We start from the raw sequence: 21,426 nt of genomic DNA on the forward strand, positions 1-21,426 counted from the left end.
ACTGACGCTTCTATGTTGCGCTGGACTGACATTTTAGCTTTGCGCCTACACGGGGCAGGCACATAAAATCAGTTATGAAAATAACGTGCATTATGCGATATCGCATAACTGGTTGGCCTTGCGGTCCCAGCTCAGGCACCAGCAAACCCGCTCCGGGAACAGAGCGACGGGGATCAGGCAGACGGCGTCAGCCGCCCTTGCCGGGATCCTGCACTGCGGCGACCATGTCGAACTCGACGTTGAACAGCTCATCGTCTTGCCGTTCGACATCCGCGGATGTAGGTGTCGTGCACGATGTCGCGCGTATCGACATCGATGGTGACCGGGCCGCGCGGGCTGGTGCAGCTCATGCCCCTGGCGGCGACGACGAAGCTGTCGCCGTCGGCCTTCTTCAGCACCTCATAGACCAGATGCATACCGTCCCAGCCGCCGACCGACATGAAGTTGGGGCGCAGGCCGCCGTTCGCCTTGCGGAACGCCTCGACATAGGCCTTGTTCTCCGGCGACGGGTGGGCGGCGGAATAGTAATGCGCCGTCACCGTGCCGATCGCGGCGTCGCCCATCGACGGCAGGATGTCGTCGTTCGTCACGTTCCCGGTGGCGAGCAGCCGCCCCCCGGCCTTGGCCAGACCGCGATTGGCGAACCCTTTCATGAAGGACGCCCCCTCGCCCGACGGCACAAAGGCGAAGATCGCGTCGGGGGCGGTGTCCTTGGCGCGCTGCACGAAGGGGCCGTAGTCGGGGTTCTTCAGCGGGATGCGGACATCCCCGACCACGGTGCCGCCGGACGCGGCGAAGCGCTGCCCAAAGATGGTTTCCATTAAGAATACATCTTGGCGGCGCCATTCTTCGCTGCCCATTGGGCGATGGTGGCGGCCGACTGCGGCAGGGTGCCGGACGTGCGCAGGATGTAGGGCCATTTGGTGGTGATGACGGAGGCCGCCGCCGCCATAACGATCATCGGCGTCTTCTCCTGCTCCGACACCGGGGCGGCCACAGTGCCAGCGGGGTCAGCCCGAAGCCGGTGAGGACGGACACCTTCTCCTTCACCACCAGTTTCTGGGCCAAGCGCTTGGTCATGTCGGGCGTCGAGCTGGTGTCGTCCTTGACGATCACCTCCACCTTGCGGCCGGCGACGCTGTCGCCGTCGAGCTGCAAAGCCTTAAAGGCAAAGGCCGGCCTTTGCTGCGTTCGGTAATGGTGATTGAGGGGGCAGGATTTGGTTTTTACCGAACGATGATTCGCTTTTGAACGCGGTTAGGATTGACGCCCCACTTCTCTCCTTCCTTCTCAATAAGGCCGGTCGCCCAGCACAGTGGCGCGGTGCATAATGCGCTGGTGCGGCGCATAGTCGTTCACCGCGTAATGCTGGGTCGATCTATTGTCCCACAGCACCAGATCGTCGGCTTTCCAGCTCCAGCGCACCGTGTATTCCGGCCGGCTGATATGATCGTACAGGAAATCGAGGATCGCCGCGCTCTCCCGGTCGCTGAGCCCGACGATGCGCGCGGTGAAGTTCTCGTTCACGAACAGGGCTTTGGCTCCACTGACCGGATGGGTGCGGATGACGGGATGGACCACCGCCGGGTGCTTGTCCCGAGCCGCCTTCCAGCGGGCATGGGTCTCAGGGTCGCCGTTGTGCCGCCATTCAGGAAAGGAACGGGTGAAGTCGTGCAGGGCCTTCAGCGGCTCCAGCAGGCGGCGGATCGGTTCGGACAAGCCGTCGTAGGCAGCGATGTTGCTGGCCCACACGGTGTCGCCGCCGACCGGCGGGATCAGCTTTCCCGACAGGGCGACGATGGCCGGCGGCGTTTCGATGCAGGTGACGTCGGTATGCCAGACATCGTTGTCGCTGGGATTGTGCGGCCCGGTGTCCAGCACCATGATCTCCGGCTGTTCCGCTACCTTCGGGTAGATCGGGTGGATGTGCAACTGACCGAAGCGGGCGGCGAAGTCTCGTTGCGCCTTGGGGGTCAGGGGCTGGTTTTCGAAGAACAGAACCTGATGGGCGACCAGAGCCCGTTCCAGTGCCGCCGCTTCACTGTCGGATAGCGAACGGGAAAGGTCGATTCCCTCCACCCGCGCGCCGATGGCGGGGCTGACGGGCGTGACGGTCAGGGTGGGCAAGGCGATGTCTGGCATGGCGGTTCCCCAATCTTTTTGTACGGCGGTTGTTAGAATTCCGGCGGTCGGCTGCCCTCAGGACTTGCCTTTCCACGGCACCAGCCACGCTTCCAGCAGGCGCATTCCGTAGGAAAAGGCGAAGGCGAAGACGGCGATGATGCCGATGCCGACGAAGACCACGTCGGTGGCAAGGAAATGCGAAGCGGACATGATCATGAAGCCGATGCCGCGGGTGGCGGCGATCAGTTCCGCCGCGACCAGCGTGCTCCAGCCGACGCCGATGCCGATGCGCAGGCCGGTCAGGATCTCCGGCAGGGCGCTGGGCAGCACGATGGCGCGGAACAGCTGCCAGCGGCTGGCGCCCAGCGACAGGGCGGCGTTCACCCGTTCAATGGGGAGCGACCGCACGCCCGCTTGGGCCGACAGGCAGACCGGCGCGAACATCGCCAGCGTCAGCAGGACGATCTTCGACACCTCGCCAATACCGAGCCAGATGATCATCAGCGGCAGATAGGCGAGCGGCGGCAGCGGCCAGTAGAACTCGATGGGCGTGTCGAAGACGCCCTTGGCCCAGCGGTTCAGACCCATTGCCAGCCCCAGCGGGATGCCGAGCGAGGCGGCGATGACCGCGGCGGAGAAGATGCGGAAGAGGCTGGCCGACACATGTTCCCACAGGGTGGCGCCGGCATAGCCGTCCTCGACGACCGCCAGGAACTGGGTCGCCACCTCCTGCGGGGTCGGCAGGAACAGCGGCGGCACCAGCCGGTAATGTGTCACCAGGAACCACGCGGCCAGCAGCAGCGCGGCAGTGGCGAAGCTGATCGGGCCGGTGCGCGCGCCATCCAGGCCGAAGGGGTGGAGCCGGACGATCTTCGGCCGGTCCGCGGGGCCGATAACGCGGTCGGCGGGGCGAGCGATATCGGTCATTGCAGCACCGTCCGGCGGGAGGCCGTCTCGGCATGCGGCCGATGCACCAGGGAACGGATCTCGTCGTAGAACTCGGCGAACTCCGGTGCCGACAAAATGGCCCGCACGTCGCGCTCGGCGACGAAGCGGCGGACGAAATCCAGATCGAAACGGGCGACAATCCGGCCGGGGCGCGGTGACATCACCACCACCGTAGTGCCGAGGAACAGCGCTTCCTCGATGGAATGGGTAATGAAGAAGATGCGCTTGCCGGTACGGGCCCAGACGTCGATCAGCAATTCCTGCATCTGTTCGCGCGTCAGGCTGTCGAGTGCGCCGAACGGCTCGTCCATCAGCAGGATCTTGGGGTCGGTCGCGAGCGCGCGGGCGATGCCGACGCGCTGGCGCATGCCGCCCGACAGTTCGTGCGGGGCGGCATCGGCGAAGCTTTCCAGCCCGACCAGCCCCAGCAGTTCCTCCGCCCGCTCCCGCCGCTCCCTGGCGGCAACCCCGGCGAAGCGCAGGCCAAGCGCCACATTGTCGGCGACGCTGCTCCAGGGCAGCAGGGTATCCTTCTGGAACACCACGCCGCGGTCGGCACCGGGGCTGGCGACCGGCTGGCCGTCCAGCGTGATCGATCCCTCCGACAGCGGCAGGAAGCCGGCGATGGCGTTCAGCAGCGTCGACTTCCCGCAGCCCGATGCCCCCAGCGCCACCACGATGCTGTTGGCGTCGATATCGAGCGACGCGCGGTCCAGCGCATGCACCACCCGGCCGTCGCGTGCGGAGAAGAAGACGCTGGCGTTGCGGACCTGGAGCATGGGCGCTCTCCCGTCTGCCGTTGGCTCAGCGGATGTCCTTGACGTAGTCGGCGGTGACGAAGCCGCCGTAGCTGGGCAGCACGGTGGTGATCTTCTTCTGCTCCTTCAGGAACTCCGCCGTATCCTTCAGGATCTTACCGGCACCACTCGCCTCGCCGCCGCCCAGCCAGGCAGTGGAGGCCTGCACCTCCGCCGGGACCAGCGACAGATTGGTCAGCGCCGACGCTTGATCGGTCGGCGTGCCGCCCAGCAGCTTCGCCAGCGTCTTCGCATTCTCCGAATCCGGCCCCCAGGCCGCCTTGTCGTTGCGGAATGAGGCGCTGTAGCGCTCGATGGTGCCGGCGAAGCTCTTCAGGAAGGCGGGATTGTCCTTGGCGAAGGCGGCGGTCGCCACCCAGGCGCTGAAGGTCGGAGCGCCGCGGTCGGCCACCTCGCGCGAGGTCAGCAGCACCTTGCCGGTCTTCTTCAGTTCGGTCAGCGCCGGATCCCAGACGAAGGCGCCGTCCAGGTCGTCGCGGTTCCACGCGGCGACGATATCCGGCTGCGGGATGGCGAAGACCTGCGCGTCACGCTCCGTCAGCTTCTCCTGCTTCAGGACGGCGAGCAGCTGGTAATGGTCGGTGGAGACCGGGGCGGCGGCCAGCTTCTTGCCCTTCAGGTCCGACGGCTTTTCGATGCCGGAGCCGTTGCGCACCACCAGCGCCTCGTCGGTACCGGAGATGGTTGCGAGGTGGAACGCCTTCACGTCCAGCCCGCGGCTGACCGCGGCGGCGAACGGGCTGGAGCCGACATAGCCGACCTGCACGTCGCCCGACGCGATGGCGGCAAAGATCTCGGCTCCCGAATTGAACTTGCGGAAGTCGATCTCAGTGCTGGTCGCCTTGACGAAATCGCCGTTGGCGATGGCGACCGAGGAGGGCAGCGCGTCGGTCTGATAGCCGACCACGACCTTGCCGGACGCGGCTTCGGCGATGGTGGAGGCGGCAAAGGGGGCGACCGCCGCCAGCGCGGCAGAAAGGAGGGTGGGCAGAATGGGCTTCATCGTCGTTTCCCCGTCACGGTGTGAATGCCGGCCTGCGAACGCCGGAAAAACGAATGTCCGTAAACTCTAAAGCGACGCTCGCGCCGTTGTCATCATAAAATCTACTAAGGAACAAGGAAAAAGAATATAGTTACGTAAATTTAATGTATAATTGCACCGCCGGTGGATTGCCGAACGAATTTGAAAGCGAGCCCTCCGCCTCCGGCTGGCCGAGCGAGGTACCGATTCCGTCAAAAACATCGACCAACACGAAGCAGGCGCTTGACCTTGTCAGTTTTTCCTATTTTCCTATAGACAATAGAGAGATTAAACATTAGCCTTTCGTTAAACCCGGCAACAGACGGGAAGCGCTACGGACCCACCACCTGACAAGGGGTTCTGCCATGCAGGGTTTGAATGATCTCGACCGGATGGTGATGGCGTCGCTCTGCCCCTCCGGCACGCCCATGCTGCCGGGTCTGCCGCCCGATGGGCCGGCGGCAGACCCGACAGACGAGTTCGGCGGCGACGATCTTTCGGATCGCGGCCTGCTTCCACTCGGGCTCGGCATCGTCTCGGCCATTCTCCTGGCAACGCTGGCCTGATCGGGCCGGCAGCCGCTGCCAAACTCTCGAAGGACAAGAAAAAGTGGCGGTTCAGGACCACGACGCATACTGGCACCCCGGTCTGGAAACCCAGAGCCGAGCCGACTGGCGGAAGCTGCAGCTCGACCTGCTGAAGGACCATCTGCGGCACGCCTACGAAGGCTCGCCCTACTACCGCGCCGCCTTCGACGCACAGAGGGTGTCGCCGGGCGATCTGCACACGCTGGACGACCTGCGGCGTTTTCCCTTCCTGGACAAGGCGACCATCCGCGACCGGCAGGTCGCGGTGCCGCCCTTCGGCGATCTGGTCGCCGTACCGGAACGGGAGATCGTCTACATCTCCGCCTCCAGCGGCTCGACCGGGGTGCCGACCGCTTCGCCCTTCACCGCCAAGGACTTCGAGGAATGGATCGACTATGAGGCGCGGCAGTTCTGGTCAAGCGGCCTGCGCCCGACCGACCGCTATGCCCATGCGCTGAACTTCTCGCTGTTTGTCGGCGGCCCCTGCGTGCTGGGCGCGCAGAAGCTGGGCGCGCTCAGCATCCATGCCGGAACCCTGCCGTCGGAACGGCTGCTGGCGATTCTAAACCAGTTCAAGGCGACGGCGCTGTGGACGACGCCGTCCTACGCTTGGCATCTCGGCGAGACCGCCCAGAGCGAGGGCATCGACCCCGCCCGCGATCTCGGCGTCCGCCGCTTGTTCGTGGCGGGCGAGCCCGGCGGCTCGATCCCCGAGACGCGCGAACGGATCGAGGCGCTGTGGGGGGCGGAGGTCTACGACTATTACGGCCTTTCCGACATCTTCGGCTCCTGCGCCGGCATGTGCGTGGAGAAGGACGGGCTGCACTGGGCCGAGGACCATATCCTGGTCGAGGTGCTCGATCCCGAAACCCTCGAACCGGTGGCGGAGGGCGCGCGCGGCGAGCTGGTGCTGACCACCCTGCGCAAGCGCGCCCGCCCGATCATCCGCTTCCGCACCGGCGACGTGGTGTCGGTGACGACGGAGCCCTGCCGCTGCGGCCGCACCTCCCTACGGCTGAAGGGCGTGCATGGACGACTCGACGACATGCTGATCGTCAAGGGCGTCAATCTGTTCCCCGGCGACGTGGAGGCAGTGGTGCGCCAGGACCCGGCGCTGACTGGCGAATACCGGCTGGTGCTGGACCGGGTCGAGCGGCTGGACCGCCTGACGGTCGAGGCGGAACACACCCAGGGCTTCAACGGCGATCTGGAAGACCTACGAGGCCGACTTCGCCGCCAGCTGAAAGCGGCCACCGGTGTCGGAGCGGAGGTCGCCCTGCTCGCCCCCGGCACCCTGCCCCGGGCCGTCCACAAGGCAAAGCGAATCGACGACCGCCGCCAGCATGTGTGGTCGTGACCCAATCCCCTGACGGAGCCCGCTCACATGCCGGACACCCCTCTTCCCGTCACCGAACAGCGGCCCGACAACATTGCCCAGGCAGCGGCTGACCGCCTGTTCCTCAACGCCCGCACGCCGCAATCCTGGTCCGACCGGCCGCTCCCGGTGGAGACCCTGCATCGCCTCTACGATCTGGTCCGGCTGGCGCCGACCGCCTTCAACGGCAGCCCGGCGCGCTTCGTCTTCTTGACCACGCCGGAGGCGAAGGAGCGGCTGCGCCCGGCGCTGAGCCGTGGCAACCAATCCAAACTGACGGCCGGCGCCATCGCCATCGTCGCCTATGACCGCCGCTTCTTCGAACATCTGCCGCTGCTGAGCCCGCATTACGACCCCTCGCCGATGTTCGTCGACGAGCCGTCGCTGGCCGAGACCACGGCCTTCCGCAACGGCTCGCTCCAGGCCGGTTACCTGATCCTGGCTGCCCGGCTGCTGGGGCTGGATGCCGGGCCGATGTCCGGCTTCGACGCCGAAGCGGTGGATGCAGAATTCTTCGCCGACGGCCGGCTGCGCACGAACCTGCTGGTGGCGCTGGGCCATGCCGACGGCCCGCCATCGCGCCCGCGCGCACCGAGGCTGGACGCGTCGAAGGCGGTGGTGATCCTTTGAGCCCAACGCCGTAGCGGCCGGCAAATCCCGGCCGAACGGGAGATCGATCATGAGCGTGAACGACACGGCCGCCGCCCTGCCGGCGGCCAACGGCGGAGCCTTGCCAATCGGCGGCGGCCTCCCGTCCAACCTCCTCCTGCGTTTTTCCGCCGCCGCCCTGCTATGGTTCGCCGCCTCCGGGGTGACGGCTCTGTGGCCCGACGCCGCCGATGCCCAGGAGTGGGAACGGACCGGCGAGTTCGCCAGCCTGCTGGTGGTCGCCGCCGGTCTTCTGGTGCTGGCCGCCCTGCTGGCCGCGGCGATCCGCCCGGCGCCGCGCAGCCGGCTGGAATCCGCTATTGCCAGCCTGTCGGCGTCCGTTCCCTGGCTGATCGCCCTGGCACTGGGCGTCACCGGTTGGGAAATCCTGACCGCCAAGCTCAATCTGCTGCCGCGGCCCTTCTTCGTCCCGCCGCAGGCGCTGCTGGAGGTCTATCTCGACGACTGGCCGCGGCTGCTCGACTGCTTCGCCGCTTCGCTGAGGCTGCTGGTCACCGGCTATGCGGTCGGTTCGGTACTGGGTGTGGTGACCGGTGTCGCCATCGGCTGGTCGCGCGCGGTCGGCTATTGGGTGCACCCGGTTCTACGGCTGATCGGCCCGCTGCCGGCCACCGCTTGGCTGCCCATCGCCTTCTTCGCCTTTCCGACCAGCTGGAGCGCCAGCGTCTTCCTGATCGCGCTCGCCAGCGGCGTGCCGGTGACCGTCCTCACCTGGTCCGGCGTGGCCGGGGTCAACAGCGCCTATTACGACATCGCCCGCACGCTGGGAGCCTCCCCGCGCTTCCTGGTGCTGAAGGTCGCCGTTCCGGCGGCGATGCCCCATGTCTTCGTCGGGCTGTTCATGGGGCTGGGCGCCTCCTTCGCCGTTCTGGTGGTGGCGGAGATGCTGGGCGTGAAGTCCGGGGTCGGCTGGTACCTGCAATGGGCCCAGGGCTGGGCCGCCTACGGCAACATGTACGCGGCCCTGCTGGTGATGGCGCTGCTCTGCTCCGGTCTGGTGACGCTGCTGTTCCGCGTCCGCGACCGCCTGCTCGCCTGGCAGAAGGGAATGCTCAAATGGTAGCGCTCGAAAACACCGACACCCGAGCTGTGGTGGCCGGCATGACCATCGACGTGCAGGCGGTCAGCCACAGCTTCGAACTGGATGGCGCGCCGCTGCTCGTGCTGGACGAGGTGGAACTTCGGGTGGAGCCGGGCGAACTGGTCGCTCTGCTGGGGCCGAGCGGCTGCGGCAAGTCCACCCTGTTGCGGTTGGTCGCCGGGCTGGAACCGCCCAGCCGCGGCAGCATCATGGCCGACGGTCGTCCCATCGACGGCCCGGACCCGTCGCGCGTCGTCGTCTTTCAGGATCCGACGCTCTATCCCTGGCGAACCGTGCGCGACAATGTCGCCCTCGGGCTGGAGGCGCGCGGCCTGCAGCGCTCCCAGGGCCATCGGATCGACAAGGCCCTGGCGCTGGTCGGGCTGGCCGGCTTCGAGAAGGCCTATCCGCACCAGCTCTCGGGCGGCATGGCCCAGCGCGCGGCGCTGGCCCGTGCCCTGGTCAACGACCCCCGCCTGCTGATCCTCGACGAACCGCTGGGCAAGCTAGACAGCCTGACCCGCCTCGCCATGCAGAGCGAGCTGGTCGATCTGTGGCGCAGTTCGGGCTTCACCGGCCTGCTGGTCACCCACGACATCGAAGAGGCGCTGTTCATGGCGACCCGCGTGATCGTGTTCAGCGGCCGCCCGGCCCGCATCAAGGCCGACCTACCCATCGACCGTCCCTATCCCCGCCACCGCGGCGATCCCGTTCTGACCGAGCTTCGCCACCGCATTCTCGAACTGCTCGGCCTTGCCGAGACCTGGTGAGGACACCCGACTATGCCCGACAGCCTCCCACCCGATACCGCCATCCCGAACCTCCCCCGCCTGCGCGGTTTCATCGCCGACTTCACCCGGCTGGTGGAGCGGCATGGCGACGACGAGGCGGCCGTGCTCGATGCTGGCCGCGTCCTGCTGGCCGGGTTGATCGCCGACGACGACTGGCTGCCCGACGCCTATGCCCAGCCCGACCCGGTGCATTACCGCCAGTATCTGCTGCATTGCGACCCGTACGAGCGATTCTCCGTCGTCAGCTTCGTCTGGGGGCCGGGGCAGCGCACGCCGATCCACGACCACACGGTCTGGGGCCTGGTCGGCATCCTGCGTGGGATGGAGCGGTCGCAACGTTTCGACCTCCAGCCCCAGGGTGGTCCGCCCGTGGCCCATCCGCCCGAAATCCTGAAGGCCGGGTCGGTGGAGGCGGTGTCGCCCCGCATCGGCGACGTCCATGCCATCTCGAACGCCCTGCCCGACCGGCCGTCCATCAGCATCCATGTCTATGGCGGCAACATCGGCGCCGTCCGGCGGACGGTGTTCGACCCGCTGACCGGCCAGCGCAAGCCCTTCATCTCCGGCTACGCCAACAGCGCCCTGCCCAACCTATGGGACCGCTCGCAGCCCGTCCCCCACGCCGCCTGAGGATCCATCACCGCCATGACCGCAGCCGTTACCAAAGCCGCACCGTTTGCTACCCGCCGCCCCGCCGACATCCGCCGCGCCTGGATCGAACGTGACGAAGTCGCCTTGCTCGACGCACGGGAGGAAGGCCCCTATTCGCTGGCCCATCCGCTGTTCTCCGTGTCGGTGCCGCTCAGCCGGGTGGAACTGCTGGTCTACAACCTGCTGCCGCGGCACGACGTGCCGATTACCGTCTACGACGACGGAGAGGGCTACGCCGAGCCGGCCGCTCGCCGGCTCCAGGCACTCGGCTACAGCGACGTGACGCTGCTGGAGGGCGGGTTGGCCGGCTGGATCGCCGCTGGCTTCGAGGTCTACCGGGACGTGAATGTGCCCAGCAAGGCTTTCGGCGAATGGGTGGAGCATCACCGCCACACCCCGTCCCTGTCGGCAGCCGAGGTCAAGGCGCTGATCGACGCCAGGGCCGACTTGGTCATCCTCGACGCCCGCCGCTTCGAGGAGTACCGCACCATGTCGATCCCCGGCGGCATCAGCGTGCCGGGGGCGGAGCTGGTCAAGCGCGTCCACGACATCGCGCCCAACTCGGACACGCTGGTGGTGGTCAATTGCGCTGGCCGCACGCGCTCGATCATCGGCACCCAGTCCCTGGTGAACGCCGGCATCCCCAACCGGGTGGCGGCGCTGCGCAACGGCACCATCGGCTGGACGCTGGCGGGGCTGACGCTGGACAGCGGCAACGAGGGACGCTTTCCGGATGTCTCGGCCGAGGGCGACGCTCAGGGCCGCCGAGCAGCACGCGCGGTGGCCGACCGGGCCGGCGTCGGCAGGATCGATGCGACGACGCTCGACCGTTTCCGCCGCGATGAGCGCCGCACGCTCCATCTCTTCGACGTGCGCACCCCGGAGGAATACGAGGCCGGCCATTTGCCGGGCTTCCGCCATGCCGCCGGCGGCCAGCTGGTCCAGGCGACAGACGAATATGTGGCGGTGCGGGGTGCCCGCATCGTGCTGGCCGACGATCCGGCCGGCGGCGGCGGTCCGCGCGCCGACATGACCGCCTCCTGGCTCGCCCAGCTCGGCTGGGAGGTGCATGTGCTGGAGGGTGACGTGTCGGCCCTGGGCAGCGAGAGCGGTCCCGACCGCCGCCGCCTGCCCCCGGAACCGGATGTGGGGGCTCAGACCGTCGCACCGCGCGACCTGCTGGCCCTGCTGGAGAATGGCGAGGCCGCGGTGATCGACATCACCCGCAGCCCGCGCTACCGCGCCGGACACATTCCGGGAGCGTATTTCTCCACCCGTGCCCGGCTGGCCGAGACCATCGCCCGCCTGCCCAAGGGGGTGCGGCCGGTGCTGACCTGCGGCGACGGCACGCTGACCCGATATGCCGTCGCCGACTTCCCCCTTTCCGGTTTTTCTGGCGGACAACGCCCGCTGCTGCTGGAGGGCGGGACCAAGGGCTGGGTCGCTGCCGGGTTGCCGCTCAGCACCGATCTCGACCGGCTGGGGGGGGAACCCGACGACGTCTACAAGCGCCCCTACGAGGGCACCGACAACAGCGCCGCCGCCATGCAGGGCTACATCGACTGGGAACTTGAACTGGTCGACCAGCTCAAGCGCGACGGCGCCCACAATTTCCACGTCATCTGATGACTTCGGTGAGATCCGCCATGACCGCGCCCTCTCCCATCCCGCGCCGAACCCTTCTGGGGGCGGCACTGCTGCTCGCTGCCGGGCTCCCTTGCCTAATGCCAACCCCGGCGCGGGCGGAGGCGACGGAGGTCCGCTTTGCCCGCAACCTCGGCCTCGGCTACCTGCCGCTCTACGTCATGCAGGACAAGGGGCTGGTGGAGAAGCAGGCGCGCGCCGCCGGCCTGGGAGAGGTGAAAGCCAGCTACACCCCGCTCGGCAATCCAACGACGATCACCGAGGCGACGTTGTCCGGCAATGCCGACTTCGGCGCGGCCGGCGTGCCGGCCTTCATCATCGCCTGGGACAAGACGAAGGGGAACGCCAACCTGCGCGGGCTGGCGGCGCTGAACGCTCAGCCGGCCTATCTCAACACCAACCGGCCGGATGTGAAGAGCCTGAAGGACTTCACCGGCAAGGACCGCATCGTCGTGCCGTCGGTCCGCGCCTCTTATCAGGCCATCGTCCTGCAGATCGCGGCGGAGCAGACCTTCGGCCCCGGCCAGCATGCGAAGCTGGACGCCCAGACCGTCTCGCTGGCCCACCCCGACGGCACCGCCGCCCTGCTGTCCGGCAAGACCGAGATCACCGCCCATTTCACCAGCCCCCCCTTCCAAGACCAGCAGCTGCGCGATCCGAAGATCCACAAGGTGCTGAGCAGCTACGACGTGCTGGGCGGCCCGGCCTCCTTCAGCGCGCTGTGGACGTCCGCCGCTTTCCACGACGCCAACCCGAAGCTGACCAAGGCGGTGCTGGCGGCGCTGGAGGAGGCCGTGGTGCAGATCAAGGCCGACCCTCAGGAAGCCGCTCGCGCCTACATCCGCATCGAGAACTCCAAGCTCGGCGTGGAGGAGGTGGCGGCGATGATTGCGCATCCGGAGATCTCTTACGACCTCGCCCCGCGCGGCATCGGCACCTTCACCGACTTCATGGCGCGCATCGGCTCCATCCGCAACCGGCCGGCGGATTGGCGCGACCTGTTCTTCGCCGACATCCACGACCGCGCCGGCAGCTGAGGTTCCGCCATGCCCGACACCGATTTCACCATCCATCCGGTCACGCCCACGCTGGGTGCCGAGATCGGCGGCCTCGACCTGTCCCGGCCGCTCGGACCCGCCACGGCGTCGGCCCTGGTCGAAGCGCTCGACCACCATCTGGTGCTGGTTTTCCGCGAACAGACTCTTTCGGACGCCGACCTCGTCCGCATCTCCGGCCATTTCGGTCCGCTCGACAAGGCGCCGATCACCGAGAACGGCCGGCTGCACGCGCCGGGCTACGAGGAGGTCTACGTCATCTCCAACATCACGGAGAATGGCCGGCCCATCGGCGCGCTGGGGGCGGGAGAGTCGGTGTGGCACGCCGACATGACCTATCTAGAGACGCCGCCCTACGCCAGCAGCCTCTATGCGCTGGAGGTGCCGGCCGAGGGCGGCGACACCGGCTTCCTCAGCATGTTCGCCGCCTATGACGCCCTACCCGAACCGCTGAAGCGGCGGGTGGAGGGGCTTTCGATCAAGCATGACAGCACCACCAACAGCGGCGGCTATCTGCGTCAGGGTTTCTCCCCGCCGGCCGATGTCGCCACCTCGCCCGGCACGGTGCATCCGCTGGTCATCGCCCACCCGGTGACGGGCGCCAAGGCATTGCTGCTGGGCCGCCGTCCCCATGCCCACATCCCCAGTCTGTCGGTGGCGGCGAGCGAGGCGCTGCTGGATGAAATCTGGGCGGCGGCGGTGCGCCCGGAGCTTGCGTGGCACCACCGCTGGCGGGTCGGCGATCTGGTGATGTGGGACAACCGCTGGACCATGCATCGCCGCGACCCCTTCCCCGCCGATCAGCGCCGCCGCATGCACCGCACCCAGATCGCCGTGCCCGCGGACCGTCGGCAGGACCCGCGGCGGACGGTGGCCGCATGACCATCATCGCCGCCCTGCGTCCGCTGGCGAAGGCACCGGCGGAGGCCCTGGCCCGCGTGCGTTTTGTCCTGACCGACATGGACGACACCCTCACCCACCGGGGCCGCCTGTCCGCCTGCACCTATGACGCGCTGGAGCGGCTGCGCGATGCCGGAATTCCGGTCCTGCCGGTCACCGCCGCCCCGGCGGGCTGGGCCGACCAGATGGCGCGCATGTGGCCAGTGGACGGGGTGATCGCCGAGAATGGCGGCCTGTTCCTGCGCCGTACCGCCGATGGCGATGTCGAGCGCCGCTATTGGCACGGGGAGGAGGAGCGGACGCTGGCCGCAAGGCGGCTGGAGCAGTTGCGGCAGGCTATCCACGCCGTTTTGCCCGAGGCGGAATTGGCGAGCGACCAGTCCTTCCGCCTGTGCAGCCTCGCCTTCCGCTTGCCCTCCGATCCCGCCTTGCGAACGGCGCTGGTCCGCCACTTCCGCAACGCCGGAGCGGAGGTGACGGTCAATTCCCTATGGGTGCTCGGCTGGTTCGGCGGCTACGACAAGCTCGGCATGGCGCGCCGGGTGATGCGCGAGGTTCATGGCCTCGACATCGACGCCGCACCGGAGACCGTCGCCTATGCCGGCGATTCGGTCAACGACGCGCCGATGTTCGCCCATTTCCCGACCTCCGTCGGCGTCAGCACGGTCATCGCCTTCCTGTCCGACATTCCCCGCCCGCCGGCCTGGATCACGCGTGGCCCTGGCGGCGACGGCTTCGTCGAACTGGCCGACGCGCTGCTGGCCGCACGGACCCCGTCCCCCTTTTTCCCGGAGCCCCGCTCCGCAGGAGACCATCATGAGCCTTGATCGACCCTTTTTCCTGTCGCGCCGCCATGCTCTCGGCCTCGGTGTCGGCGCGCTCGCCGCCGGGCTCGCGCCCCTGCGGCCGGCCCGGGCGGCCATTCCCGCCGGCACCGTGCTGAAGGTCGGCGACCAGAAGGGCGGCGTACAATCGGTGATCGAGGCCGCCGGGCTTCTGGCCGACTTGCCCTACCGCATCGAATGGAGCCAGTTCCCGGCCGCCGCCCCCCTGCTGGAGGCGCTGAACGCCGGCGCCATCGAGGTCGGCTATGCCGGCGACGCGCCGACCACCTTCGCTCTGGCGGCCGGTACCTCGGCCAAGATCATCGTCGCCGTCCGTTCCAACCCGCAGAGCACCACCATCCTGGTGCCGGGCGCCTCCCCCATCCGCAACGTCGCCGACCTGAAGGGCAAGACCATCGGCACCGGGCGCGGCTCCATCGGCCATTACCTCGTGCTGGCGGCGCTGAAGGCGAACGGGCTGAAACCGGACGACGTGAAGATCGCCTTCCTGCTGCCGTCCGACGCCAAATCGGCGCTGGCCGCCGGCTCCATCGACGCCTGGTCAACTTGGGGCATCTATGTCTCACAGGCGCTGCTGGTGGACGGCGCCCGCGCGGTCGTCACCGGCACCGGCCTGATGAGCGGCCTGTCCTATCAGTCCGCGACGCTGGAGGCGATATCCACCAAGCGCGAGGCGTTGGCCGACCTGATCCGCCGCTTCTCCACCGCCCGGCTGTGGGCCCTGGAGAACAGCGACGCCTATGCCGGCATCTGGGCCAGGACGGTCGGGGTTGATCCCGCCATCGCCCGCCACACTTTCGGCGTCGAGCGGGCACGGCCGGTTGCTATCGACGCCTCGGTTATCGCCGACCAGCAGGCGACGTCCGATGTCTGGCGGGAGTTCGGCATCATTCCCAAGCGGCTGGACGCGGCGGCGATCTTCGATCCCGGTTTCAACAGCGCGCTGCCGGCCTGACGGCGGCGAACCGCAGGAAGGCGATGCGGAATGGCGATGCTTCCAACCAACCTCGACATGGATGTGCTGCGGGCGCTGGTGATCGCCATGGAGCATGGCGGCTTCGCCCGCGCCGCCGAACGGCTGGGGCGGACCCAATCGGCGATCAGCCTGCAAATGAAAAAGCTGGAGGAGCAGGTCGGCCAGCCGCTGTTCCGCAAGGCCGGGCGCACGGTGACGCCGACCGATGCCGGCGACCTGCTGCTGGGCTATGCCCGACGCATCGTCGCCCTGAACGACGAGGCCCTGTCGGCCGCCCGCGGCCGGGCGATGGACGGCACCGTGCGGGTCGGCTTTCCCCAGGATCTGGCAGAACGCTGGCTGCCATCCGTGCTCGGCTCCTTCCACCGTGCGCATCCCCGGATCCATGTCGAGGCCCAGGTCGGCCGCGGGCGCGAACTGCGCGAGCGGGTGGCGCAGGGTGCGCTCGATCTTGCCCTGGCCTTCGGCGAGATCGGTGGCGATTCCGCAAAGACGACGACCGGAGCGGCCACTCTGGCCCATCTGCCGGTTGCCTGGGTCGCGCCGGACGGCTTCCGTGCAGACCCGGAGACCCCCCTGCCGCTGGCCCTGCTCGACGCGCCCTGCATGTTCCGCCAGCACGGCATCGACCGGCTGGATGGCGGTGGGCGCCCTTGGCGCATCACCTTCACCAGCCCCAGCCTGTCCGGCCTGTGGGCGGCGGTGGAGGCCGGGCTGGGCGTCACGATCCGCACGCCGCTCGGCCTGCCCGACACGCTGGTGCCCCTTGAGCCGCATCATGACCTGCCGGAACTGGGATCGGTCCCGCTGGAACTGCATCGCGCGCCGTCCGCCGCCAACCCTGCGGTCGAGCGCCTGCATGGGATCCTGGCCGACTCGCTGAGCGCGGTCCTGCGCGACGCGGGCGACCAATAATCACATAACAAATTAGTTACTTAAATTTTTCTCAACAGTCTGCTTTGTGTTTTTTGTTTTTCCTATTCACGCAATAGAGATACGATTTCTCCCGTAGCCACTGCAACCGGACGGCCTCGGGAGGAATCATGACGGCAGCCGCCGCAACCCAAACGCCGGGACGCCGATCCCGCGCATTGATTCTTCCGGCGGGTCTCCGCCGCTGCGTGGTGCCGCTGGCTCTGCTGGTGCTGTGGCAGGCCAGCGTCGGGTTCGGCTGGATTTCCACCCGCTCCATTCCTTCGCCGAGCCAGATCCTGACCGCCTTTTGGGATCTGACGGTTAGCGGCGAGTTGGCGGTACATTTGCTGGTCTCGCTCGGCCGGGTCAGTGCCGGGCTCGCCATTGGCGTGTCTGCCGGCACCGTCTGCGCGCTGATCGCCGGCCTGTCGCGGCGGGGGGAGGATGCGCTGGACGCGCTGCTTCAGATGCTGCGCACCTTGCCCCATCTGGCCCTGGTACCGCTGTTCATCCTGTGGTTTGGCATCGGCGAGACGCCGAAGATCGCGCTCGTGGCGCTCGGCACCGCCTTCCCGATCTACCTGAACCTGTTCGCCGGCATCCGCACCGTCGACGCCAAGGTGGTGGAGGCCGTCTCCACCCTCGGCTTGACCCGGCGCGAGCTGATCGCCCAGGTCATCCTACCAGGCGCCCTGCCGGCCTTCCTGACCGGCCTGCGCTATGCGCTCGGCGTCGCCTGGCTCAGCCTGGTGGTGGGGGAGCAGATCAACGCCTCCAGCGGCATCGGTTATCTGGCGATGACGGCGCGGGAGTTCCTGCGCACCGACGTGATCATCGTCGCCCTGATCGTCTACGCCATCCTCGGCCTGCTCGCCGACCTGATCGTCCGCCTCATTGAACGCAGGGCGCTGGTCTGGCGCCCGGCCTTCATCAAGGAGTGACCCTCCATGAGCCACGCCCTTTCCCCGATCCCCGTCTCCCCGTACACAACCGGCAAGCCCGTCGTCAGCGTCCGCGGCCTCGTCCGCAATTTCGGCAACGGCAATGTGTTGGACGGCCTGTCGCTCGACCTTCAGCCGGGCACCTTCACCGCCCTTCTCGGCCGCTCTGGCTGCGGCAAGTCCACGCTGCTGCGCACCCTGGCCAAGCTGGACCCGGCGCCGGAAGGCGACGTGCAGCTGCCAGAGGAGCGCGCCGTGGTGTTCCAAGAGCCGCGGCTGGTGCCCTGGATGCGGGTGCTGCGCAACGTCACGCTGGGCTTGCGCCATCCGGATGCCGAAGTCCGCGGCCTTGCAGCATTGGCGGAGGTCGGGCTGTCCCACCGCGCCCGTGCTTGGCCGCTGACCCTGTCGGGCGGCGAGGCGCAGCGGGCGGCGCTGGCCCGCGCCCTGGTCCGCGAACCGCGCCTGCTGCTGCTCGACGAGCCCTTCGCGGCGCTGGACGCCCTGACCCGGATGCGCATGCAGGGTCTGGTGGAGACGCTGTGGCGCACCCATGCCCCCGCCATCCTGCTGGTGACCCATGACGTGGACGAGGCTCTGCTGCTGGCCGACCGCGCCGTGGTGATGGCGGACGGCAAGATCGCCGCCGACATCCCGATCCCGCTCGCCCGCCCACGCCGCCACGGCGACCCCGGCTTCATCGCACTACGCTCCCGCCTGCTGGCCGAGCTTGGTGTCGACGAGGAGCATCTGGCCGCACGGGAACCGCAGCGCATCGACGCCAAGGGAACTGACACCAGGGCAGCTGGCGCGAAGCCCGGCAGCTACGGCCTTCCCGCCGGTGCCGCCGCCGCGCCCAGCCTCTGACTCTCGAAGCCGACGGACCCGCCGCCATGACGACCGATATTGTCCGCCTCCCCTCCACCCCGTTCGGCCGCCGCAGCCTGTTGCGCGGAGCCTGCGGCGCCCTGGCACTGGGCACCCTGCCCGGCCTTTCGCAGGCCGCCTCCGGCCCAGCATCCGAAACCGTCCTGCGCATCGCCGACTACAAGGCTTTGGACGGGCTGACGCTGGAGGCGTCCGGCAACGCCGGGTCCAGTTTCCGGTCGCAGTTCGCCGAGTTCGCGTCGGGCAACCTGATCGTCGAGGCGATCAATTCCGGTTCCATCGATGTCGGCTCCAGCAGCGAAATCCCGCCCGCCTTCGGCATCGCCGCCGGTGCCCGGCTGTCCATCGTCGCCGTGGTCAAGGACGACGTGAACTGGCAGGTGGTTCTGGTGCCGTCCGGCAGCCCGATCCAGTCGGTCGCCGACCTGAAGGGAAAGCGCGTCGGCTATGTCCGCGCCACCACCACGCAGTACTATCTCGCCAAGATGCTGGGCAAGGCCGGACTGCGTTTTACCGACATACAGGCGATCAGCCTGACGCCGTCGGAAGGACAGGCCGCCTTCGAGCAGGGCGCGCTCGAAGCCTGGGCGATCTACGGCTACTCGGTGCCCTTCGCCATCAAGAAGGGCGCGCGAGTCCTCGTCACCTCCAACGGCTACCTGTCGGGCAATTACCTGTATCTCGCCTCGCCCGACGCACTGACCGATCCGGGCAAGTCGGCCGCCCTCGGCGATTATTTCCTGCGGCTGCGCCGCGCCTTCGCCTGGCGCGCCGCCAATTTGGAGCGCTGGGCCCAGGTCCATTCCGCCGCCATCGGCGTGCCGGTCGAAACCGACCTGGAAATCCTGCGCAAGAATTCCCGCCAGCGCGATCTGGCACCGATCACCGATGCCGACATCGCTTCGGCTCAGAACGTCGCCGATACCTTCCACCAGCTGAGCGTGCTGCCAAAGCGCATCGACATCGCCCCGGCCTTCGACCGCCGCTTCACCGACATCCTGTCGCGTCCGCTCGGCTGAGCCCTATCGGCCCGTTGACGCCATCCCGATCCCTCGCCAGCCATAAATAAGGGGACCACCGCCATGACCGCCTCCCACAGCACGTCGGCCCACCCGCTCCGCTTCGTCGGCTTCGTCGGCAACCACAATGCGTCGGAGATCATCCCGCGCCAGGGTCCGGTGGTGGACCGCGACTATATCGAGACGGTCGCCAAGGCACATGAACTGGGCGGCTTCGATTCCGTGCTCCAGGCCTTCCATGCCGATGCGCCCGACAGCCTGCAGGTCAGCCAACACATCACCAGCGTCACCGACCGGCTGGGTGTGCTGATCGCCCACCGCCCCGGCTTCCAGGCGCCGACCATCCTGGCCCGCCAACTTGCGACCCTCGACCAGCTGAGCCGCGGCCGCGTCGCCATCAACGTCATCACCGGCGCCGAGCGCAGCGAGCTTGCCCGCGACGGCAACACGGTGGACGACAAGGACGACCGCTACGCTCGCACGTCCGAGTTCCTCGACATTGTCCGGGCCGAATGGACCAGCGACACGCCCTTCGACTATCAGGGCCGATTCTATCAGGTCGAGAAGGCCTTCTCGCAGGTGAAGCCCTACAACCCGTCGGGCATTCCGGTGTGGATCGCCGGCGCGTCGGCGTCGGCGGTTGAGGTGGCCGGGCGCCATGCCGACACCTATGCGGTGTGGGGCGAAACCCATGATCAGGTGCGCGAGCTGCTGGCCCGCGTGCGCGCCGCCGTCGCCAAGGGGGGCCGTCCGCAGCCGGCCTTCAGCCTGTCGTTGCGCCCGATCCTGGCCGAGACGGAGGACGCCGCCTGGGCCAAGGCCGAGGCCATCTATGAGAAGGCCAAGGCGCTGCTGGAGAAGACCGGCTTCACCCGCGGCGACCTGCCGAACAACGAGGGCGCCCGCCGCCTGCTGGCCATCGCCGATAAGGGCCACCGCCACGACAAGCGCCTGTGGACCGCCATCGCCGCCCTGACCGGGGCGAAGGGCAACTCCACCTCGCTGGTCGGCACCCCGGATCAAGTGGCCGACGCCCTGCTCGACTATTACGACCTCGGAGTCACCACCTTCCTGATCCGCGGCTTCGACCCGCTGCCCGACGCCATCGCCTACGGACGCGACCTGCTGCCGCGCGTCCGCCAACTGGTGGCCGACCGCCGGCGCGCCCAGGCCGTCGCGGCGGAGTGACGGCGCCATGGCGGGCCGGTCCGCGGTCATCCTCAACCAGCTTGGCCCCGCCGTGGGGGAGCGCATCGCCGCCCACCCTTCCCGGCCCATTGTGCTGGCGCATGAGGTCGGCCGCGCCCCTTGGGAGGTCCCGGCCGGCGTCGAAGTCCTGTTGACCCGTCCACTGATCGGGTGGGAGGAGGCCCCCGCCACCCGTCCCGCCGGCTGGGGAGATGGCCTGCGCTGGATCCAGTCGGCCTCTACAGGCATGGATTTCTACCCGCCCTGGCTACTCGATGGTGCGCCGGTCGTCACCTGCGCCCGCGGCGTATCGGCGGTCGCCATCGCCGACTACGTGATGACGGCGATCCTGACCTTCGAGAAGCAATGGGACGCCATCCGCCTGCAAGGGCCGGAAGATTGGCGGCGCAAGACGCTCGGCAGCCTGTCCGGCAAACGGCTGGGGCTGGCCGGGTTCGGCGCCATCGGCCGGGCGATCACCGAGCGAGCGCTCGCTTTTGGAATGAGCGTGGGGGCGCCGCGCCGCTCCCGCTGGGACGAACCGGAAGCGGGCGTTGAGCCGTTCGGCCGGCTGGAAGATCTGGCGGCTGCCAGCGACCATCTGGTACTGGCCCTGCCGCTGACGGCGGCGACGCGCGGGCTGGTCGGGGCACACCTGCTGGCCCAGGCCAAACCGGGGCTGCATCTGGTCAATGTCGCCCGCGGCGCGCTGGTCGATCAGCACGTACTGCTCGCCGCCATCGACAGCGGCCGGATCGCCGGTGCCACGCTGGACGTCACCGACCCCGAACCGCTGCCCGCCGGCCATCCCTTCTATCGCTATCCGTCGATCCGGCTGACGCCGCACGTCTCCTGGTCCGCCCCGGATTTCGAGCAGCGGCTGGCCGACCGCATCCTCGCCAACCTCGATGCCTACGCACGCGGCGCCCCGCTGCGCGACGTGGTGGACACCGCCACCGGCTACTGACCCCTTTCCCGACGGAGCCCCCG

At 68.2% G+C, this 21,426-nt stretch carries 24 protein-coding genes; 17 read left to right on the forward strand and 7 right to left on the reverse strand.

The features are described from left to right. Nucleotides 1–248: 248 nt before the first annotated feature. From FZ983_RS31410 to tauA, 7 genes are all read right to left on the reverse strand, one after another. Entirely contained in the window at nt 249–821 is a 573-nt protein-coding gene (locus FZ983_RS31410) for an ABC transporter substrate-binding protein (RefSeq protein WP_188092590.1), read from the reverse strand. Beyond that, nucleotides 821–961: a hypothetical protein gene (locus FZ983_RS34415; RefSeq protein WP_188092591.1), complete on the reverse strand. Its 141-nt coding sequence runs from the start codon at nt 959–961 to the stop codon at nt 821–823. The genes FZ983_RS31410 and FZ983_RS34415 overlap by 1 nt, the downstream gene beginning before the upstream one ends. Next, the gene (locus FZ983_RS31415) at nt 958–1,158 is read right to left on the reverse strand and encodes a hypothetical protein (RefSeq protein WP_149228571.1); all 201 of its coding nucleotides are present in this window, start codon (nt 1,156–1,158) and stop codon (nt 958–960) included. Before FZ983_RS31415 ends, FZ983_RS34415 begins: the two co-directional genes overlap by 4 nt. Nucleotides 1,159–1,290: 132 nt before the next feature. Then, nucleotides 1,291–2,142, reverse strand: a complete 852-nt coding sequence (gene tauD / locus FZ983_RS31420; RefSeq protein ID WP_149228573.1) for a taurine dioxygenase — start codon at nt 2,140–2,142, stop codon at nt 1,291–1,293. A gap of 57 nt (nt 2,143–2,199) precedes the next feature. Further along, the gene (locus FZ983_RS31425; RefSeq protein ID WP_149228575.1) at nt 2,200–3,051 is read right to left on the reverse strand and encodes an ABC transporter permease subunit; all 852 of its coding nucleotides are present in this window, start codon (nt 3,049–3,051) and stop codon (nt 2,200–2,202) included. Then, the gene (locus FZ983_RS31430) at nt 3,048–3,851 is read right to left on the reverse strand and encodes an ABC transporter ATP-binding protein (protein WP_149228576.1); all 804 of its coding nucleotides are present in this window, start codon (nt 3,849–3,851) and stop codon (nt 3,048–3,050) included. The genes FZ983_RS31425 and FZ983_RS31430 overlap by 4 nt, the downstream gene beginning before the upstream one ends. A 25-nt stretch (nt 3,852–3,876) precedes the next feature. Continuing rightward, nucleotides 3,877–4,893 carry a taurine ABC transporter substrate-binding protein gene (gene tauA / locus FZ983_RS31435; RefSeq protein WP_149228578.1) on the reverse strand — a complete coding sequence of 339 codons (1,017 nt, stop codon included), beginning with the start codon at nt 4,891–4,893 and terminating at the stop codon, nt 3,877–3,879. 383 nt (nt 4,894–5,276) lie between these two features. On the opposite strand from tauA, the gene FZ983_RS31440 reads away from it, so the two are divergent. The 17 genes from FZ983_RS31440 (at nt 5,277) to FZ983_RS31520 (ending at nt 21,403) form a co-directional block, all read left to right on the forward strand. Further along, nucleotides 5,277–5,477 carry a hypothetical protein gene (locus FZ983_RS31440; RefSeq protein WP_149228581.1) on the forward strand — a complete coding sequence of 67 codons (201 nt, stop codon included), beginning with the start codon at nt 5,277–5,279 and terminating at the stop codon, nt 5,475–5,477. 43 nt (nt 5,478–5,520) lie between these two features. Further along, entirely contained in the window at nt 5,521–6,855 is a 1,335-nt protein-coding gene (locus tag FZ983_RS31445; protein WP_149228583.1) for a phenylacetate--CoA ligase, read from the forward strand. 27 nt (nt 6,856–6,882) lie between these two features. Beyond that, on the forward strand, nt 6,883–7,503 hold the full coding sequence (locus FZ983_RS31450; RefSeq protein WP_149228584.1) for a malonic semialdehyde reductase: 621 nt from the start codon (nt 6,883–6,885) through the stop codon (nt 7,501–7,503). A gap of 49 nt (nt 7,504–7,552) precedes the next feature. Further along, nucleotides 7,553–8,605 (forward strand): ABC transporter permease subunit, encoded by a 1,053-nt coding sequence (locus tag FZ983_RS31455; protein ID WP_149228586.1) that lies wholly within the window; start codon nt 7,553–7,555, stop codon nt 8,603–8,605. Continuing rightward, entirely contained in the window at nt 8,599–9,393 is a 795-nt protein-coding gene (locus tag FZ983_RS31460; protein ID WP_149228588.1) for an ABC transporter ATP-binding protein, read from the forward strand. Before FZ983_RS31455 ends, FZ983_RS31460 begins: the two co-directional genes overlap by 7 nt. Nucleotides 9,394–9,405: 12 nt before the next feature. Further along, nucleotides 9,406–10,044, forward strand: coding sequence for a cysteine dioxygenase (locus tag FZ983_RS31465; RefSeq protein WP_149228590.1), 639 nt, complete (start codon nt 9,406–9,408; stop codon nt 10,042–10,044). Between the two features lie 15 nt (nt 10,045–10,059). Then, entirely contained in the window at nt 10,060–11,691 is a 1,632-nt protein-coding gene (locus FZ983_RS31470) for a rhodanese-like domain-containing protein (protein ID WP_149228592.1), read from the forward strand. 20 nt (nt 11,692–11,711) lie between these two features. Next, nucleotides 11,712–12,746, forward strand: coding sequence for an ABC transporter substrate-binding protein (locus FZ983_RS31475; RefSeq protein ID WP_247884062.1), 1,035 nt, complete (start codon nt 11,712–11,714; stop codon nt 12,744–12,746). Between the two features lie 9 nt (nt 12,747–12,755). Next, complete coding sequence (locus FZ983_RS31480; RefSeq protein ID WP_149228595.1) at nt 12,756–13,646, forward strand: TauD/TfdA family dioxygenase; 891 nt, start codon at nt 12,756–12,758, stop codon at nt 13,644–13,646. Further along, the gene (locus tag FZ983_RS31485; protein ID WP_211103021.1) at nt 13,643–14,491 is read left to right on the forward strand and encodes an HAD-IIB family hydrolase; all 849 of its coding nucleotides are present in this window, start codon (nt 13,643–13,645) and stop codon (nt 14,489–14,491) included. Before FZ983_RS31480 ends, FZ983_RS31485 begins: the two co-directional genes overlap by 4 nt. Then, nucleotides 14,481–15,464, forward strand: coding sequence for an ABC transporter substrate-binding protein (locus FZ983_RS31490; RefSeq protein WP_149228597.1), 984 nt, complete (start codon nt 14,481–14,483; stop codon nt 15,462–15,464). The genes FZ983_RS31485 and FZ983_RS31490 overlap by 11 nt, the downstream gene beginning before the upstream one ends. A 30-nt stretch (nt 15,465–15,494) precedes the next feature. Next, entirely contained in the window at nt 15,495–16,400 is a 906-nt protein-coding gene (locus FZ983_RS31495; protein WP_149228599.1) for a LysR substrate-binding domain-containing protein, read from the forward strand. Between the two features lie 128 nt (nt 16,401–16,528). Further along, a complete protein-coding gene (locus FZ983_RS31500) occupies nt 16,529–17,341 on the forward strand; it encodes an ABC transporter permease subunit (protein ID WP_149228601.1) in 813 nt (270 codons plus the stop codon). Between the two features lie 6 nt (nt 17,342–17,347). Then, nucleotides 17,348–18,208, forward strand: coding sequence for an ABC transporter ATP-binding protein (locus FZ983_RS31505; RefSeq protein WP_149228603.1), 861 nt, complete (start codon nt 17,348–17,350; stop codon nt 18,206–18,208). A 26-nt stretch (nt 18,209–18,234) separates the two neighbouring features. After that, complete coding sequence (locus tag FZ983_RS31510) at nt 18,235–19,248, forward strand: ABC transporter substrate-binding protein (protein WP_149228605.1); 1,014 nt, start codon at nt 18,235–18,237, stop codon at nt 19,246–19,248. A 63-nt stretch (nt 19,249–19,311) separates the two neighbouring features. Beyond that, the gene (locus FZ983_RS31515) at nt 19,312–20,436 is read left to right on the forward strand and encodes an LLM class flavin-dependent oxidoreductase (RefSeq protein ID WP_149228607.1); all 1,125 of its coding nucleotides are present in this window, start codon (nt 19,312–19,314) and stop codon (nt 20,434–20,436) included. 7 nt (nt 20,437–20,443) lie between these two features. Continuing rightward, entirely contained in the window at nt 20,444–21,403 is a 960-nt protein-coding gene (locus FZ983_RS31520) for a D-isomer specific 2-hydroxyacid dehydrogenase family protein (RefSeq protein WP_149228609.1), read from the forward strand. Nucleotides 21,404–21,426: the final 23 nt, after the last annotated feature.

Source organism: Azospirillum sp. B21, assembly GCF_008364825.1.
In the GTDB taxonomy this organism is placed as follows: Bacteria; Pseudomonadota; Alphaproteobacteria; order Azospirillales; family Azospirillaceae; genus Azospirillum.